The following is a 13,679-nucleotide window of genomic DNA, read 5'->3' on the forward strand; positions in this document are numbered from 1 at the left end:
TATGCCAACATCCATCATTCCTGTGATCACCATCGATGGTCCTACCGCGTCCGGCAAGGGCACGGTGGCCCATCGTGTGGCAGATCAACTCGGTTTCCACTATCTCGACTCGGGTGCGCTGTACCGCCTGACGGCGCTGTCGGCCTTGCGCCGCGACACCGATCTGGCTGACGAGCATGCGCTGGCCAAGCTGGCCGAGCACCTGCAGTGCAGTTTTCAGGGCGGCGACATCATTCTGTCGCATGAAAACGTCACCGAGGCGATCCGTGCCGAAGCCGTGGGGAATGCTGCTTCCAAAATTGCAACTTTCCACGCGGTGCGGCATGCGCTGCTGGGTCTGCAGCTGGGCTTCCGCAAGGCGCCCGGCCTCGTCGCCGACGGCCGCGACATGGGCTCGGTGATCTTCCCGCACGCCGTGCTCAAGGTGTTTTTGACGGCCAGTGTGGCGGCGCGCGCGGAACGCCGGTATAAGCAATTGATAGCTAAGGGAATTTCTGCTAATATGGATGATCTGCTGAAGGATTTGCAGGCGCGCGACGAGCGCGACACCAATCGGACCGTAGCGCCGCTGGTGCCGCCCGAGGGCGCGCTGGTGCTCGATACCTCGGAAATTAACGCCGAGCAGGCCGTGGCGCAGGTGCTGGCGTGGTATGCCGCAGCCAGCAAATAGCAGCCGGAGCGGGCAAGTAAGCGCTCACAGCGGAACAGCTCACAGCAGAACAGAACACGCAGTACCGTAACGAGTTAGTAAGTGTAGTAGCAAGTAGCAGTACTTTTATCAACCCTAACCCAACTGAAGTCGCATTTCGCGAGCCTTGTTGGTAACCTGGAAGTCATAATGTCTAATATGGAAAGTTTTGCAGCCCTCTTCGAAGAGTCCCTGTCGCGTCAAGACATGCGTTCGGGCGAAGTGATCTCGGCTGAAGTCGTTCGTCTGGATCACAACTTCGTGATCGTCAACGCCGGCCTGAAATCGGAAGCATTCATCCCTGTTGAAGAATTCAAAAATGACCAAGGCGAACTGGAAGTCAAAGTAGGCGACTTCGTTTCCGTGGCCATCGAATCGCTGGAAAACGGTTTCGGCGATACCATCCTGTCGCGCGACAAAGCCAAGCGTCTGGCTTCGTGGCTGGCACTGGAAAAAGCCATGGAATCGGGCGAGATCGTTGTCGGTACCGTCAATGGCAAAGTCAAGGGCGGTCTGACCGTTCTGACCAACGGCATCCGCGCCTTCCTGCCAGGCTCGCTGGTAGACACCCGTCCAGTAAAAGACACCACCCCATTCGAAGGCAAAACCCTCGAATTCAAAGTGATCAAACTGGATCGCAAGCGTAACAACGTGGTTCTGTCGCGTCGCGCCGTCATCGAAGCTTCGATGGGCGAAGAGCGTCAGAAACTGATGGAAACCCTGAAAGAAGGCACCGTGGTGACCGGCGTTGTGAAAAACATCACCGACTACGGCGCGTTCGTGGATCTGGGCGGCATCGACGGCCTGCTGCACATCACCGACCTGGCATGGCGTCGTGTACGTCACCCATCGGAAGTGCTGACCGTGGGCCAGGAAATCACCGCTAAAGTCCTGAAATACGATCAAGAGAAGAACCGTGTTTCGCTGGGCGTGAAGCAACTGGGCGATGACCCATGGACCGGTCTGTCGCGTCGCTACCCACAAGGCACCCGTCTGTTCGGTAAAGTCACCAACCTGACCGACTACGGCGCATTCGTGGAAGTGGAACAAGGCATCGAAGGCCTGGTACACGTTTCCGAAATGGACTGGACCAACAAGAACGTTGCTCCTAACAAAGTTGTCCAACTGGGCGACGAAGTAGAAGTGATGGTTCTGGAGATCGACGAAGAGCGTCGCCGTATCTCGCTGGGCATGAAACAGTGCAAAGCCAACCCATGGGACGACTTCGGTGTTACCCACAAGAAGGGCGATAAAGTCAAAGGCGCGATCAAATCGATCACCGACTTCGGCGTGTTCATCGGCCTGGCTGGCAACATCGACGGTCTGGTACACCTGTCCGACCTGTCGTGGACCGAAACCGGCGAAGAAGCCGTACGTCGCTTCAAGAAAGGTGACGAACTGGAAGCCATCGTTCTGGCCATCGACGTTGAGCGTGAGCGCGTTTCCCTGGGCGTTAAGCAACTGGAAGGCGACCCATTCAACAACTTCGCAGCCATGAACGACAAAGGTGCCCTGGTTTCGGGTACCGTGAAATCGGTTGAGCCTAAAGGCGCCGTGATCGCTCTGTCGGAAGAAGTTGAAGGCTACCTGCGCGCTTCGGAAATCTCGCGTGACCGCGTGGAAGACGCTGGCACCCACCTGAAAGTGGGCGACACCGTTGAAGCTCTGGTTATCAACATCGATCGCAAAGCTCGCAGCATCCAGCTGTCGATCAAAGCGAAAGATAGCGCTGAAACCGCAGAAGCCATGCAGAAAATGGCAACCGACAGCAACGCTGCTTCGGGCACCACCAGCCTGGGCGCTCTGCTGAAAGCCAAGTTCGATAACAAGAACTAAGACTAGTCGATGACCAAGTCCGAGTTGATCAACCGTCTGGCTGAGCGTTACTCTCAGCTGGTGGCGAAAGATGCGGAATATGCGGTCAAGACCATCCTCGATGCCATGACCAACGCTTTGGCGAGTGGTCAGCGCATCGAGATCCGTGGTTTTGGCAGCTTTGCCCTCAATAGCCGCCCCCCGCGTATCGGACGTAATCCGAAATCGGGTGATAAAGTGATGGTGCCGGAAAAACGGGTGCCGCACTTTAAACCGGGCAAGCAATTGCGCGAACGGGTGGATGCCATGGTCGGGCAACCGATCATCGAGGACTGAGCGTCTGAAGGTTAGAAGAGAAAAGCGGCGTCTGCGGATGCCGCTTTTTTTATGTCCGTGGCCGTGTCGCCATGGCGAAAACGGCGTAAATTTTTGCGTCTAGGCGTTTCTAGTGCATACTTGCGCTCTTGGAATTGATGAACAGGAAGCAGGCTGATGAAATTTATATCCACCCTGATAGGTTGTGTTCTTTTTGTCCTGTTTTTCGGCTTCGCGCTGAAGAATACGCAGGAGGTCGATCTGCACCTATTCCTGCACTATGATCTGCACGGCCCGCTGGTGCTGATGCTGCTCGGCTTCTTCGTGGCAGGCGCCTTCCTCGGCGTGCTGGCGCTGACGCCGACGGTATTCCGCCACCGCCGCGAAACCAATAAACACAAAACCACGATCACGACGCTGCAAAGCTCGGCGCTGCAGGCGCAAGCCCAGCCGCAGCCGGATAGCGTCACACCACAATAAATACAACAGCATGGAATTAGAACTCTGGTGGTTACTGGGTATCCCCGTCTTTTTCGGAATGGGCTGGATCGCCGCACGCGTCGACATCCGTCAACTGGTATCGGAATCGCGCACGCTGCCGCGCGGCTATTTCAAAGGCCTCAATTTCCTGCTCAACGAGCAGCCCGATAAAGCCATCGATGCGTTTATCGACATCGTGCGCATGGACCCGGAATCGGCCGATATGCACTTCGCGCTCGGTAATCTGTTCCGCCGCCGCGGCGAGACGGAGCGCGCCATCCGCGTGCACCAGAATCTGCTGGCCCGTCCTGATCTGCCGGTGGAGCAGAAGGAACACGCGCAGTACGAACTGGGCATGGACTACCTGAAGGCCGGTCTGCTCGACCGTGCCGAAGAAACCTTTAACGCCATGCTGCAAGGCCAGTATGCCGTGCAGGCGCGCAAAGCGCTGCTGGAGATCTTCCAGCGCGAGAAGGAGTGGCAGCGTGCCATCGAAGCGGCACTGGCGCTGCAGGAGGCGGGTGCCGGTTCGCGCCAGAAGGAAATCGCCCAGTTCTATTGCGAGCTGGCGCAGGACGCGCTGGTGCACCTGCACCCGCAGGATGCGCTGGTGCTGCTGGAAAAATCGCTGCAGGCCGACCGCGTCAACGTGCGCGCCACCATGCTGATCGGCGACGCCCAGCTGGCGCAGGGCGAGGTGGAAGCTGCGCTGCTGACCTGGCGCCGCGTCGAGCAGATCAGCGTGCCGCACACGGCGCTGGTGGCCCAGCGCATGATGGATGGCTATAGCAAAGTGGGACGCGCGCAGGAAGGCGTGAATCTGCTCAAATCGTATCTGGAACAGGCTTCCTCCATCGATCTGATCGAAGTGGTCTACAAGGCCGTGCTGGAGCTTGATGGCGTGGCAGCGGCCAAGCAGCTGGTGGTGGATGAACTGCGCCGCACGCCGACCCTGCTGGGGCTGGACAAGCTGCTGGAAGCGCGGCTGATGGATGCGCCGGTGACGATCGTATCGGAACTGTCCATGGTCAAAAATCTGGTCCACGGTTATACGCAGAAACTGGCGCGCTATCAGTGCAGCCACTGCGGTTTCAAAGCACGCCAGTTCTACTGGCAGTGCCCGGGATGCAGCCGCTGGGAGACTTACCCGCCGCGCCGCACCGAAGAACTCAACGTCATGAATTAAGAAGAGTAACACCATGAAAATTACGATTATCGGCACGGGTTATGTGGGTCTGGTAACGGGCGCCTGTCTGGCGGAGCTGGGCAACGACGTGTTCTGTCTGGACGTGGATCAGAAGAAGATCGATCTGCTCAACCACGGCGGCATTCCCATCCACGAGCCGGGGCTGGAAGAAGTGGTCGCGCGCAACCGTGCCGCTGGCCGCCTGCACTTTTCTACCGACGTTGCCGCCTCGGTAGCGCACGGCACGCTGCAGTTCATCGCCGTCGGTACGCCACCGGATGAAGACGGTTCGGCTGACCTGCAATACGTGCTGGCCGCAGCGCGCAACATCGGCAAGTACATGACGGAATTCAAGGTCGTCGTCGACAAGTCGACCGTGCCGGTAGGGACGGCGGACCGCGTCAAGGCGGCGGTGCAGGCCGAACTGACGGCGCGTGGCGAGCAGGCGAAATTCTCCGTGGTGTCGAATCCGGAATTCCTCAAGGAAGGTGCCGCAGTCGAAGACTTCATGCGTCCGGACCGTATCGTGATCGGCTACGACAGCACGCCGGAAGGCGAGAAGGCCCACGGCCTGATGAAGAAGCTGTACACCCCGTTCAATCGTAACCATGAACGTACTTTCTGGATGGATGTGCGTTCGGCCGAGTTCACCAAATACGCTGCGAATGCCATGCTGGCCACCCGTATCTCGTTCATGAACGAGCTGGCTAATCTGGCCGATCAGGTGGGTGCCGATATCGAAGCCGTACGTCACGGCATCGGTTCCGATCCGCGCATCGGCCACAGCTTCCTGTACGCCGGTGCCGGCTATGGCGGCTCCTGCTTCCCGAAAGACGTGCAAGCGCTGGAACGCACGGCACGCCAGTACGATCAGGATCTGCTGATCCTGCGCGCGGTGGAAGCGGTGAACGACAAGCAGAAGCTGGTGCTGGGCCAGAAAGTGGTGAAGCGTTTCGGCGCCGATCTGAGCGGAAAGCACTTTGCTATCTGGGGTCTGGCTTTCAAACCGAATACCGACGATATGCGCGAAGCACCGGCCCGCGTGCTGATCCGCCAGCTGATCGATGCCGGCGCCACCATTGCCGTGTACGATCCGGTCGCCATGACGGAAGCCAGGCGCGTGCTGGCGCTCGACCTGAGTGCCGAGGAACTGGCCCGCATCCGCTTCGCCAGCAGCCCGATGGATACCCTGACCGATGCCGAAGCACTGGTGATCGTGACGGAATGGAAGGCCTTCCGCAGCCCGGACTTTGACCGTATCAAGGGCGCGCTCAAGCAGGCCACCATCTTTGACGGCCGCAATCTGTTCGAGCCGGAAGTCATGGCCGAAGCAGGCTTCGAGTACCACGGCATCGGCCGTTCCATCCTGACCCGCGCATAACGAGGCTGCCGTGACGACGAGTGTGACTGTGGCACCGGCACTGGACAAGGTGCGCGTGCTGGTAGTGGGCGATGTGATGCTGGACCGTTACTGGTTCGGTGACGTGAGCCGGATTTCGCCGGAAGCGCCGGTGCCTATCGTGCGCATCGAGAAGCGCGAAGCGCGTCTGGGCGGCGCGGCCAACGTGGCGCGCAATGCGGCGGCGCTGGGAGCCCATGCGGGTCTGCTGGGCGTGGTCGGTGCCGACGAGGCAGGCGACGAAGTGGCCCAGCTGCTGGAAGGCGGTGGCATCCACAGCTATCTGAAACGCGACGCGGCCATTTCCACCATCATCAAGCTGCGCGTGATTGGCCGCCAGCAGCAGATGCTGCGCATCGACTTCGAAGAAGCGCCCACCGATACCGTGCTGCGCGATAAGCTGATGCAATTCAAGGCGCTGCTCAATGACTACGACGTGATCGTGCTGTCCGACTACGCCAAAGGCAGTCTGGTCAACGTGGCCGACATGGTCACCTCGGCCCGCGCGGCGGGCAAGGTGGTGATGGTTGATCCGAAGGGCGACGACTTCACCCGCTACACGGGCGCCACCGTGCTGACGCCGAATAAATCGGAAATGCGCCGCATCGTGGGCGACTGGCGCAGCGAAGAAGAGCTGACGGCCAAAGCGCAGCAACTGCGCACCGACCTGAAACTCGATGCGCTGTTGCTGACCCGATCGGAAGAGGGCATGACGCTGTACACCGAAGGCGAGCAGTTCCACATGCCGGCGCAGGCACGCGAAGTGTTCGATGTGTCGGGGGCTGGCGACACCGTGATCGCCACCATGGCCGCCATGCTGGGCGCAGGCGCCAGCTGGCAGGAAGCCGTGCAGACGGCCAACCGCGCCGGCGGCATCGTGGTCGGCAAGCTAGGCACGGCCACCGTCACGCGCGAGGAGCTGTTCCCCGCTTGATCTAGCTCAGTTGCTGCAGTATTTCAGGGCGCCAGCACGTCAACCGTGCTGGCGCCCTGTCGTTATGGAGCTTCAAGGTGCGATGGTCGCCCTTGCAACCTAACGGAGACAGTCATGATGCGGAAACTGATACTGGCAGTGGCCACACTGGTGGCCAGCATGAGCTTTGCGTTCGCCCAGGTAGATGTCAACAAGGCCGATGCGGCGGCGCTCGATGGCATCAAAGGCATAGGACCGGCCAAGACCAAGGCCATACTGGACGAGCGCAAGAAGGGCGAGTTCAAGGACTGGGCCGATCTGGAACAGCGCGTTAAAGGCATAGGCGGCAAGAATGCGGCCAAACTGTCGGCGGCCGGTCTGGTGGTGAACGGCAAAGCTATGGAAGGGGCGCCCGCAGTGGCTAGCCCGGCCAGCAAGACCAGCAAGGCCACCAAGGCTGATAAAGCTGGGCATGCCCCGTCCAGCGGCCAATAAGGCGCTGGCTGTAGCCATGGCTTGATTGTTGCCCGCAGCGCAAGGCTGCGGGTTTTTGTTTGAGAATTGTTTCTGGGCGAAAATTCGCATTTCCGGCGTGAGAAGATAGCGCAATATCTTATCCGGAGACTGTTGATGCATTTGAAACCGCTGACCCTGAGCCTGGCCGTGCTGGCTGCCCTGAATAGCTACGCTGCACAGGCGGCACCCGCTGACGATGGCCCCGATACGCGCCGCCATCAGGCCCAGATCGACCAGATCGTCAAACAGATTTCGCCGCAGCGCATCGAAGCCTATGTGCGCAAGCTGGTCAGCTTCCGCACCCGCCACACCATGTCCGACACCGTCTCGGAAACGGAAGGCATAGGCGCGGCACGGCGCTGGATCAAAGGGGAACTGGAACGCTGCGGCGCTGCAGCGGGCGGCAAGTTGCAGGTGGCGTTCGATAGCCATATTGCGCCGGTGTCGGCACGCATCAGCCATCCCACGGAAATCGTCAACGTGGTCGCCACGCTGCCCGGCACGCAGGATGCCTCGCGCGAGCGCATGTACGTGGTGAGCGGCCATTACGACTCGCGCAATACCGATGTGATGGATGCCAGCGGCGATGCGCCGGGCGCCAACGATGACGCTTCCGGTACGGCTGCCGTGATGGAAATGGCCTGTGTGATGGCGCGCTACCAGTTCGATGCGACGCTGGTGTTTATGACCGTGGCAGCGGAAGAGCAGGGCTTGCTGGGCGCGGCCCACTGGGCCGAACAGGCCAGGCAGAAGAACCTGAACATCGCCGGCATGTTCACCAACGATATCATCGGCAGCTCGCACGACGAGCACGGCAAGATCGATAACCAGCAGGTGCGCCTGTTTGCCGAAGGCTTGCCGGTGCAGAAGGAAAACAGCGACGTGGTGCGTACCCTGATACAGACGGGCGGCGAGAACGATTCGCTGTCGCGCCAGCTGGCCCGCTCGGTCAAGGAATCGGGCGAGCGCTATGTGCCTGGTTTCAAAGTCAATGTGATCCAGCGACGCGACCGCTATCTGCGCGGCGGCGATCACATGCCTTTCCTCGAACGCGGCTATGCGGCCTTGCGCTTCACCGAACCGGCCGAAGACTTCAACCACCAGCACCAGAATATCCGCACCGAGAACGGTGTGCTGATCGGCGATCTGCCGCAGTACAACGACTACGCCTATATCGCCCAAGTTGCCCGCGTCAACGCTGCGGCGCTGGCCACGCTGTCGCTGGCGCCCGCTGCGCCGGCCAAAGTGCAGGTGCGCACTGCCAAGCTGCAGAACGATACCGAGCTGGTATGGCAGGCCAATGCCGAACCCGATCTGGCCGGCTACCGTGTGGTCTGGCGCGAAACCGGCGCAGCCGACTGGCAGGGCAGCCGCTTTGTTGGCAAGGTGACGGAAGCCACCCTGGCGCTATCCAAGGATAATTACTACTTCGGCGTGCAGGCAGTGGACAAGGACGGCAACGTCAGCCCTGCCAGCTATCCGGTTCCTCTGCGCTAGGCTGCAATCCGGGCACAGGGCTGCACATGGCTACTTAATTGCGCCAGCTCTGCGCCCGGATTTGTTACCATGGCGGGATGACGCTGAAGATTTCCCGCATTTTGCATGCCGGCTATGTGTTTGAGTGCGCAGGCCGGCGCATCGTTTTCGATCCCATATTCGAAAACCCGTTTAGCCATAACTGCCACGCTTTTCCCTCCGTACGTTTCGATCTGGCGCAGATCCGCACGCTGGCGGTAGACGCCGTGTTCATTTCCCACTTCCACGACGACCACTGTTCGTTCGACAGTCTGGACCTGCTCGACCGCGCCACGCCGATCTATCTGTACTGCCATTTCGAAGAACTGTTCGAGCTGATCCGCCAGCTGGGTTTTAGCGATGTGCACGCGCTCGCGGTGGACCAGCCAGTGCAACTGGGGCCGTTCGAAGTCATACCGCGCCGCGCGCTCGATGCCGATGTGGATTCGATGTTCCATGTGCGTGCCGCCGGTCTGAACGTGCTCAATGTGGTCGATGCATGGATGGACCCGGAGACGCTGCAGCAGCTGGCGCCCTACGCGCCGTGGGACATGGTGCTGTGGCCATTCCAGACCATGCGCGAAGTCGATGTGATCGCGCCTGACCGCGCCAGCCGCATGAGCGCAGATGTGTCGCCGCTGCCGGAGGAATGGCCGCAGCAGTTGCAGGCACTGGCGCCGCGCTATGTGGTGCCCAGTTCCTGCCAGTTCGTGCAGGAGCCGTGGTCGTGGTACAACCATGCGATGTTCCCCGTGACTTATCGCCAGTTTGCTGCTGCGCTGGCCGACTGGCTGCCGCAGACGCAGGTAGTACGCATGAATCCTTCGGTCGGATTCGAACTGAGCGCGCAGGGGCTGGCTGCCGTTGCGCCTTTGCCCTGGGTGATACCGGTGGGCGAGCAGGATGTGGATTTCGACTATCGCCCCGAACTGGCGCCGCCGCCAACGGCGCAGATCGCCCGTCATTTCGCTGCGCTCACGCCGGAACAGAGCGCGCTGGCACTGGATTTCTGCCGCGCTGGCCTGCTGGATAAATACCGCGCCATGGAGCTGCCCGAGGATAGCTATTTTGCCGCCGCCTGCGGCTGGCAATTAAGCGTGTACGATCACGCGGGCAGGGCGCAGCAGTTCCGCTACCGCATCCATGGCGACGAGATCGAACTCGATGACAGCATCGTCACGCCGCCATGGCAGACCGAGATACCGCTGGCCAAGCTGTATGCCGGACTGGCGCTGGGCGAATCGCTGACGTCGATGTATGTGCGCATCAACGGCGCCCCGCCCGAGGCTGATGTGGTGGACGATCCGCTGATCCGCTGCCTGTTCAACGATGCATTTGCGGCCTATCAGGCTGCCCAGCTGCGGCGCATACTGGCGGCGCGCATCGCACCAGCAGTCTAGCCGCCCGCGCAGAGGCGGCGCAGTGGCCAGCTAGGTTTTAGTCAGCGGCAAGCTGGCAAGGAAGGCATGGATCTGCGCCACCACGGCGGCACCTTCGCCCACTGCCGCTGCCACCCGTTTGGTGGAGCCGGCACGCACGTCGCCAATGGCAAACACGCCGGGCACACTGGTTTCCAGCGCGGCCCGTGCGGGCAGGTCGGGCGGATACACGCCGTTGCTGAAGTTGGCGCGGCACTGGGCCTTGGTCACATCGAAGCCGGTGCGGATAAAGCCATGCTGGTCCACATCCACACCGCAGTCGTGCAGCCAGCCGGTATTGGGATCGGCGCCGATAAACAGGAATACCCGGCACACCGGGTAGTCTGTCTCCTGCGCGCTGGGCGCGTGGCGTACCCGTACCTGCCGCAAGCCATCGTCGTCGCCTTCCAGCGCCACGATTTCGCTCTGCGTGTGCAGCGTGATATTCGGTGTCGCCGCGATGCGCTCGATCAGATAGCTGGACATGGTGGAAGCCAGACTGTCTTTGCGGATCAGCATGTGCACATGTTTGGCCTGGGTGGACAGGAATACCGCGGCCTGTCCGGCCGAATTGCCGCCGCCGACGAGGATGATCTGCTCGTTCTTGCAGAGTTTTCCTTCGATGGGCGAAGCCCAGTAGTACACCCCCTTGCCTTCGAACTGGCGCAGATTGGCCAGCGAAGGGCGGCGGTAGCGCGCGCCGCAGGACAGCACCACCGTGCGCGCCTGCAGCCGCTGCAGGCTGCCGCACATTTCTACCTGCAGCGGATAGGTATCGCACAGCAGCCGTCCAGCGGGCGCCGGAATCGCCACTTCGACGCCGAATTTCTGGGTCTGCACATAGGCGCGGCCAGCCAGCGCCCGCCCCGTAATACCGGTAGGGAAGCCGAGGAAGTTCTCGATGCGGGCGCTGGCTGCCGCCTGCCCGCCCGAAGCGCGGGTTTCCAGCACCAGCACGGAGAGTCCTTCCGAAGCGGCATACACGGCTGCCGCCAGCCCGGCAGGACCGGCGCCGACGATGATCACATCCCACACCTTGCTGCTATCGAGCTGCGGCAGCATGCCCAGACAGCGGCCGATGTCGACCACCGTAGGGTTGCGCTTGACCACGCCATCGGGGCAGACCACCAGCGGCAGTTCTTCCGGCCTGGGCTGGTAGTGTGCCAGCAGGGCAGCAGCCTGCGCGCTGTGCTCGGGGTCGAGCACTTCATGCGGATGGCCGTTGGCAGTCAGGAAGCTCTGCAAGGTGTGCAGGCGGCCATGACCGCGCGGCGCCACCAGTACGGGGCCGCCGGAATTGAGCGAGAGCAGGCCGACGCGGCGCAGGATCAGGGCGCGCACGATGCGTTCGCCCAGATCGGCGTGGGCGATCAGCAGGGCACGCAGAGACTCCGGCTGGATCAGCAGCACTTCCGTCTCGCCCACGGCGCGGCCGTTGGCCAGCGAGGGGCGGCCCGATAGTTGCGCCACTTCGCCGCCGAACTGGCCGGGCTGATGGAAGGTGATGTGGGCGGTATTGCCCAGTCCATCGTAGCGGCTTACTTCGATCTGGCCCTGCAGCACCAGCACCAGCCCGAAACTGGTCTGGCCTGCACGGAAGATCCACTCGCCATCGGCATACTTGCGCGCCGTGCCAAAGCGCAGCATGTGTTTGACGTCGGTTGCGCTCAGCGTGGGGAAGATCTGGTGACGGCGGGTGTCGAGGTCGATGCCGGGACCTGAAACAGGGTCATCGGCAGTAAGCTCAGGCAGCATTTCCGGGCTTTTGTCGGGCATAGCAGTCCTGCTCAGAAAGTGGGGTGGGTGGTGCTGCCAGTCTAGCGGAAGCGGCGCAGCAGGTGTGCGAACTTGCGTGCTGCTGCCAGCATAAAAGCCACGTCTGTTGCAGTTTGACCTAAGGTTTTCGTATAAGGATGGCCCTTGCAATTCGGAAAACCTGCTAGCAGCCGGGTATCCTGCCAGTTTCTCTGCCAGACGGCGCGGTTTCAAGCAGGGCAGGCGCGTATGGGATTAAAATGGGGTTTTAGCTCGGCACGAATAAAGAACAAGATGGCTTACAAAACCCTCGCAGATACGATAGGCAACACCCCGCTGGTTCAACTGGTTAACTTGCCCGGTGCCGATGCACAGGCGCGCAACAATATTATTCTGGGCAAACTCGAAGGCAATAATCCGGCCGGTTCCGTCAAGGACCGTGCCGCCATGTCCATGCTCAGGCGCGCCGAGGAACGGGGCGACATCAAGCCCGGCGATACTCTGATCGAAGCCACCAGCGGCAATACCGGCATTGCGCTGGCCATGGCGGCGGCGCTGCGCGGCTACAAGATGCTGCTGCTGATGCCGGAAAACCTGAGCGTGGAACGGCGCCAGAGCATGGCTGCCTATGGCGCGCAGATCATGCTGACGCCCAAGACGGGGGGCATGGAATACGCCCGCGATATGGCCGAGCAGTTACAGAAAGACGGCAAAGGCATCATTCTGGACCAGTTCGCCAACGGCGATAACGCCCGCGCCCACTACGAAGGCACCGGGCCGGAAATCTGGCGCGATACCGAGGGCCGCGTCACCCACTTCGTCAGCGCCATGGGCACGACCGGCACCATCATGGGGGTGTCGCGCTATCTGAAGGAACAGAACCCCAACGTGCAGATCATCGGCGCCGAACCGGAAGAGGGTTCCTCGATACCGGGCATCCGCAAATGGCCGGAAGCCTATCTGCCGAAAATCTATGACCGCAGCCGGGTCGATCAGGTGGAAGCCGTGTCGCAGGCTGCAGCCGAACGCATGGCGCGCCGGCTGGCTGCCGAAGAAGGCATCTTCTGCGGCATCTCCGCCGCCGGCGCCTGCGAAATCGCCCTGCGGATTTCGCAAACGGTAGAAAACGCCACCATCGTATTCATCGTCTGCGATCGCGGTGACCGCTATCTGTCCACCGGCGTCTTCCCCGCATAATTGTCCCGCCTGAAAACAAAAAACCTCATCGCCGTTGCCGGGGATGAGGTTAGTCGCAGGACGTGAGAGCCGATCAGTTCTGGCCGCCCGATTCGCCTTCTTTCGGTTTGAACTGCTTGTCGCTGATGCGGAACTTGTTGCGGCGGTCGCCCATCAGGTAACGCAGGTCGCGAATGCTCAGGTCGCTAACTTCGTGCATGCGGATCAGCAGCGAAGCACCGACTGGCAGACGGTGGTGACGGATTTTACTGATCACCGGCGGCGCTACTTCCAGTGCGCGCGACAGTGCTGCGTCGTTTTTCAGACGCAGGTTTTCGATCAGGGTATCCAGCAGGCGGTTGGGATTGTATTGCAGCAGATCATCGCCATCCGCATCGTTGTTCATGTCTATGCCGACTTGGTTTGTCATGATTTCGTTTTTTCCTTCTGTAAAGTTGTCCTGCAAAGTACAACACTCGGAGCTCGCTTAGCTGCGTTCACGT

The 13,679-nt window shown here is 60.9% G+C and carries 13 protein-coding genes; 11 read left to right on the forward strand and 2 right to left on the reverse strand.

Annotated elements, in window-relative coordinates; translation table 11 throughout:
• Position 1 precedes the first annotated feature (1 nt).
• The 10 genes from cmk (at position 2) to GTP27_RS12190 (ending at position 10,227) form a co-directional block, all read left to right on the forward strand.
• Complete coding sequence (gene cmk / locus GTP27_RS12145; protein WP_161039439.1) at positions 2 to 670, forward strand: (d)CMP kinase; 669 nt, start codon at positions 2 to 4, stop codon at positions 668 to 670.
• 177 nt (positions 671 to 847) lie between these two features.
• On the forward strand, positions 848 to 2,524 hold the full coding sequence (gene rpsA / locus GTP27_RS12150; RefSeq protein WP_161039538.1) for a 30S ribosomal protein S1: 1,677 nt from the start codon (positions 848 to 850) through the stop codon (positions 2,522 to 2,524).
• A 9-nt stretch (positions 2,525 to 2,533) separates the two neighbouring features.
• On the forward strand, positions 2,534 to 2,839 hold the full coding sequence (locus GTP27_RS12155; RefSeq protein ID WP_161036683.1) for an integration host factor subunit beta: 306 nt from the start codon (positions 2,534 to 2,536) through the stop codon (positions 2,837 to 2,839).
• Between the two features lie 156 nt (positions 2,840 to 2,995).
• A complete protein-coding gene (locus tag GTP27_RS12160) occupies positions 2,996 to 3,298 on the forward strand; it encodes a LapA family protein (RefSeq protein WP_161039440.1) in 303 nt (100 codons plus the stop codon).
• Between the two features lie 10 nt (positions 3,299 to 3,308).
• Positions 3,309 to 4,484: a lipopolysaccharide assembly protein LapB gene (gene lapB / locus GTP27_RS12165; RefSeq protein ID WP_161039441.1), complete on the forward strand. Its 1,176-nt coding sequence runs from the start codon at positions 3,309 to 3,311 to the stop codon at positions 4,482 to 4,484.
• Positions 4,485 to 4,497: 13 nt separating this feature from the next.
• Positions 4,498 to 5,865, forward strand: coding sequence for a UDP-glucose dehydrogenase family protein (locus GTP27_RS12170; protein ID WP_161039442.1), 1,368 nt, complete (start codon positions 4,498 to 4,500; stop codon positions 5,863 to 5,865).
• Positions 5,866 to 5,875: 10 nt separating this feature from the next.
• On the forward strand, positions 5,876 to 6,817 hold the full coding sequence (gene rfaE1, locus GTP27_RS12175; protein ID WP_161039443.1) for a D-glycero-beta-D-manno-heptose-7-phosphate kinase: 942 nt from the start codon (positions 5,876 to 5,878) through the stop codon (positions 6,815 to 6,817).
• Positions 6,818 to 6,931: 114 nt separating this feature from the next.
• Entirely contained in the window at positions 6,932 to 7,291 is a 360-nt protein-coding gene (locus GTP27_RS12180; protein WP_161039444.1) for a ComEA family DNA-binding protein, read from the forward strand.
• A gap of 135 nt (positions 7,292 to 7,426) precedes the next feature.
• Positions 7,427 to 8,809, forward strand: a complete 1,383-nt coding sequence (locus tag GTP27_RS12185) for a M28 family peptidase (protein ID WP_161039445.1) — start codon at positions 7,427 to 7,429, stop codon at positions 8,807 to 8,809.
• A gap of 77 nt (positions 8,810 to 8,886) precedes the next feature.
• On the forward strand, positions 8,887 to 10,227 hold the full coding sequence (locus tag GTP27_RS12190) for an MBL fold metallo-hydrolase (RefSeq protein WP_161039446.1): 1,341 nt from the start codon (positions 8,887 to 8,889) through the stop codon (positions 10,225 to 10,227).
• 30 nt (positions 10,228 to 10,257) lie between these two features.
• Here the strand turns inward: GTP27_RS12190 and GTP27_RS12195 are convergent, their stop codons facing one another.
• Positions 10,258 to 12,021 carry an FAD-dependent oxidoreductase gene (locus tag GTP27_RS12195; RefSeq protein ID WP_161039447.1) on the reverse strand — a complete coding sequence of 588 codons (1,764 nt, stop codon included), beginning with the start codon at positions 12,019 to 12,021 and terminating at the stop codon, positions 10,258 to 10,260.
• A gap of 273 nt (positions 12,022 to 12,294) precedes the next feature.
• On the opposite strand from GTP27_RS12195, the gene cysM reads away from it, so the two are divergent.
• Positions 12,295 to 13,197 carry a cysteine synthase CysM gene (gene cysM, locus GTP27_RS12200; RefSeq protein ID WP_161039448.1) on the forward strand — a complete coding sequence of 301 codons (903 nt, stop codon included), beginning with the start codon at positions 12,295 to 12,297 and terminating at the stop codon, positions 13,195 to 13,197.
• A gap of 73 nt (positions 13,198 to 13,270) precedes the next feature.
• Here cysM and GTP27_RS12205 read toward each other — a convergent pair whose 3' ends face one another.
• Positions 13,271 to 13,606 carry a hypothetical protein gene (locus GTP27_RS12205; protein ID WP_161039449.1) on the reverse strand — a complete coding sequence of 112 codons (336 nt, stop codon included), beginning with the start codon at positions 13,604 to 13,606 and terminating at the stop codon, positions 13,271 to 13,273.
• Positions 13,607 to 13,679 lie beyond the last annotated feature (73 nt).

The organism is Duganella qianjiadongensis (genome assembly GCF_009857915.1).
GTDB classification, from domain to species: Bacteria; Pseudomonadota; Gammaproteobacteria; order Burkholderiales; family Burkholderiaceae_D; genus Rugamonas; species Rugamonas qianjiadongensis.

What these genes read in the sequence shown, in the direction of transcription:
- GTP27_RS12185 (WP_161039445.1), top strand. Translation starts at nt 7,427, where the DNA reads ATGCATTTGAAACCGCTGACCCTGAGCCTGGCCGTGCTGGCTGCCCTG.
- GTP27_RS12180 (WP_161039444.1), top strand. Translation starts at nt 6,932, where the DNA reads ATGATGCGGAAACTGATACTGGCAGTGGCCACACTGGTGGCCAGCATG.
- GTP27_RS12195 (WP_161039447.1), bottom strand. Translation starts at nt 12,021, where the DNA reads ATGCCCGACAAAAGCCCGGAAATGCTGCCTGAGCTTACTGCCGATGAC.
- GTP27_RS12155 (WP_161036683.1), top strand. Translation starts at nt 2,534, where the DNA reads ATGACCAAGTCCGAGTTGATCAACCGTCTGGCTGAGCGTTACTCTCAG.
- lapB (WP_161039441.1), top strand. Translation starts at nt 3,309, where the DNA reads ATGGAATTAGAACTCTGGTGGTTACTGGGTATCCCCGTCTTTTTCGGA.
- cysM (WP_161039448.1), top strand. Translation starts at nt 12,295, where the DNA reads ATGGCTTACAAAACCCTCGCAGATACGATAGGCAACACCCCGCTGGTT.
- GTP27_RS12160 (WP_161039440.1), top strand. Translation starts at nt 2,996, where the DNA reads ATGAAATTTATATCCACCCTGATAGGTTGTGTTCTTTTTGTCCTGTTT.
- GTP27_RS12190 (WP_161039446.1), top strand. Translation starts at nt 8,887, where the DNA reads ATGACGCTGAAGATTTCCCGCATTTTGCATGCCGGCTATGTGTTTGAG.
- rpsA (WP_161039538.1), top strand. Translation starts at nt 848, where the DNA reads ATGGAAAGTTTTGCAGCCCTCTTCGAAGAGTCCCTGTCGCGTCAAGAC.
- cmk (WP_161039439.1), top strand. Translation starts at nt 2, where the DNA reads ATGCCAACATCCATCATTCCTGTGATCACCATCGATGGTCCTACCGCG.
- GTP27_RS12205 (WP_161039449.1), bottom strand. Translation starts at nt 13,606, where the DNA reads ATGACAAACCAAGTCGGCATAGACATGAACAACGATGCGGATGGCGAT.
- GTP27_RS12170 (WP_161039442.1), top strand. Translation starts at nt 4,498, where the DNA reads ATGAAAATTACGATTATCGGCACGGGTTATGTGGGTCTGGTAACGGGC.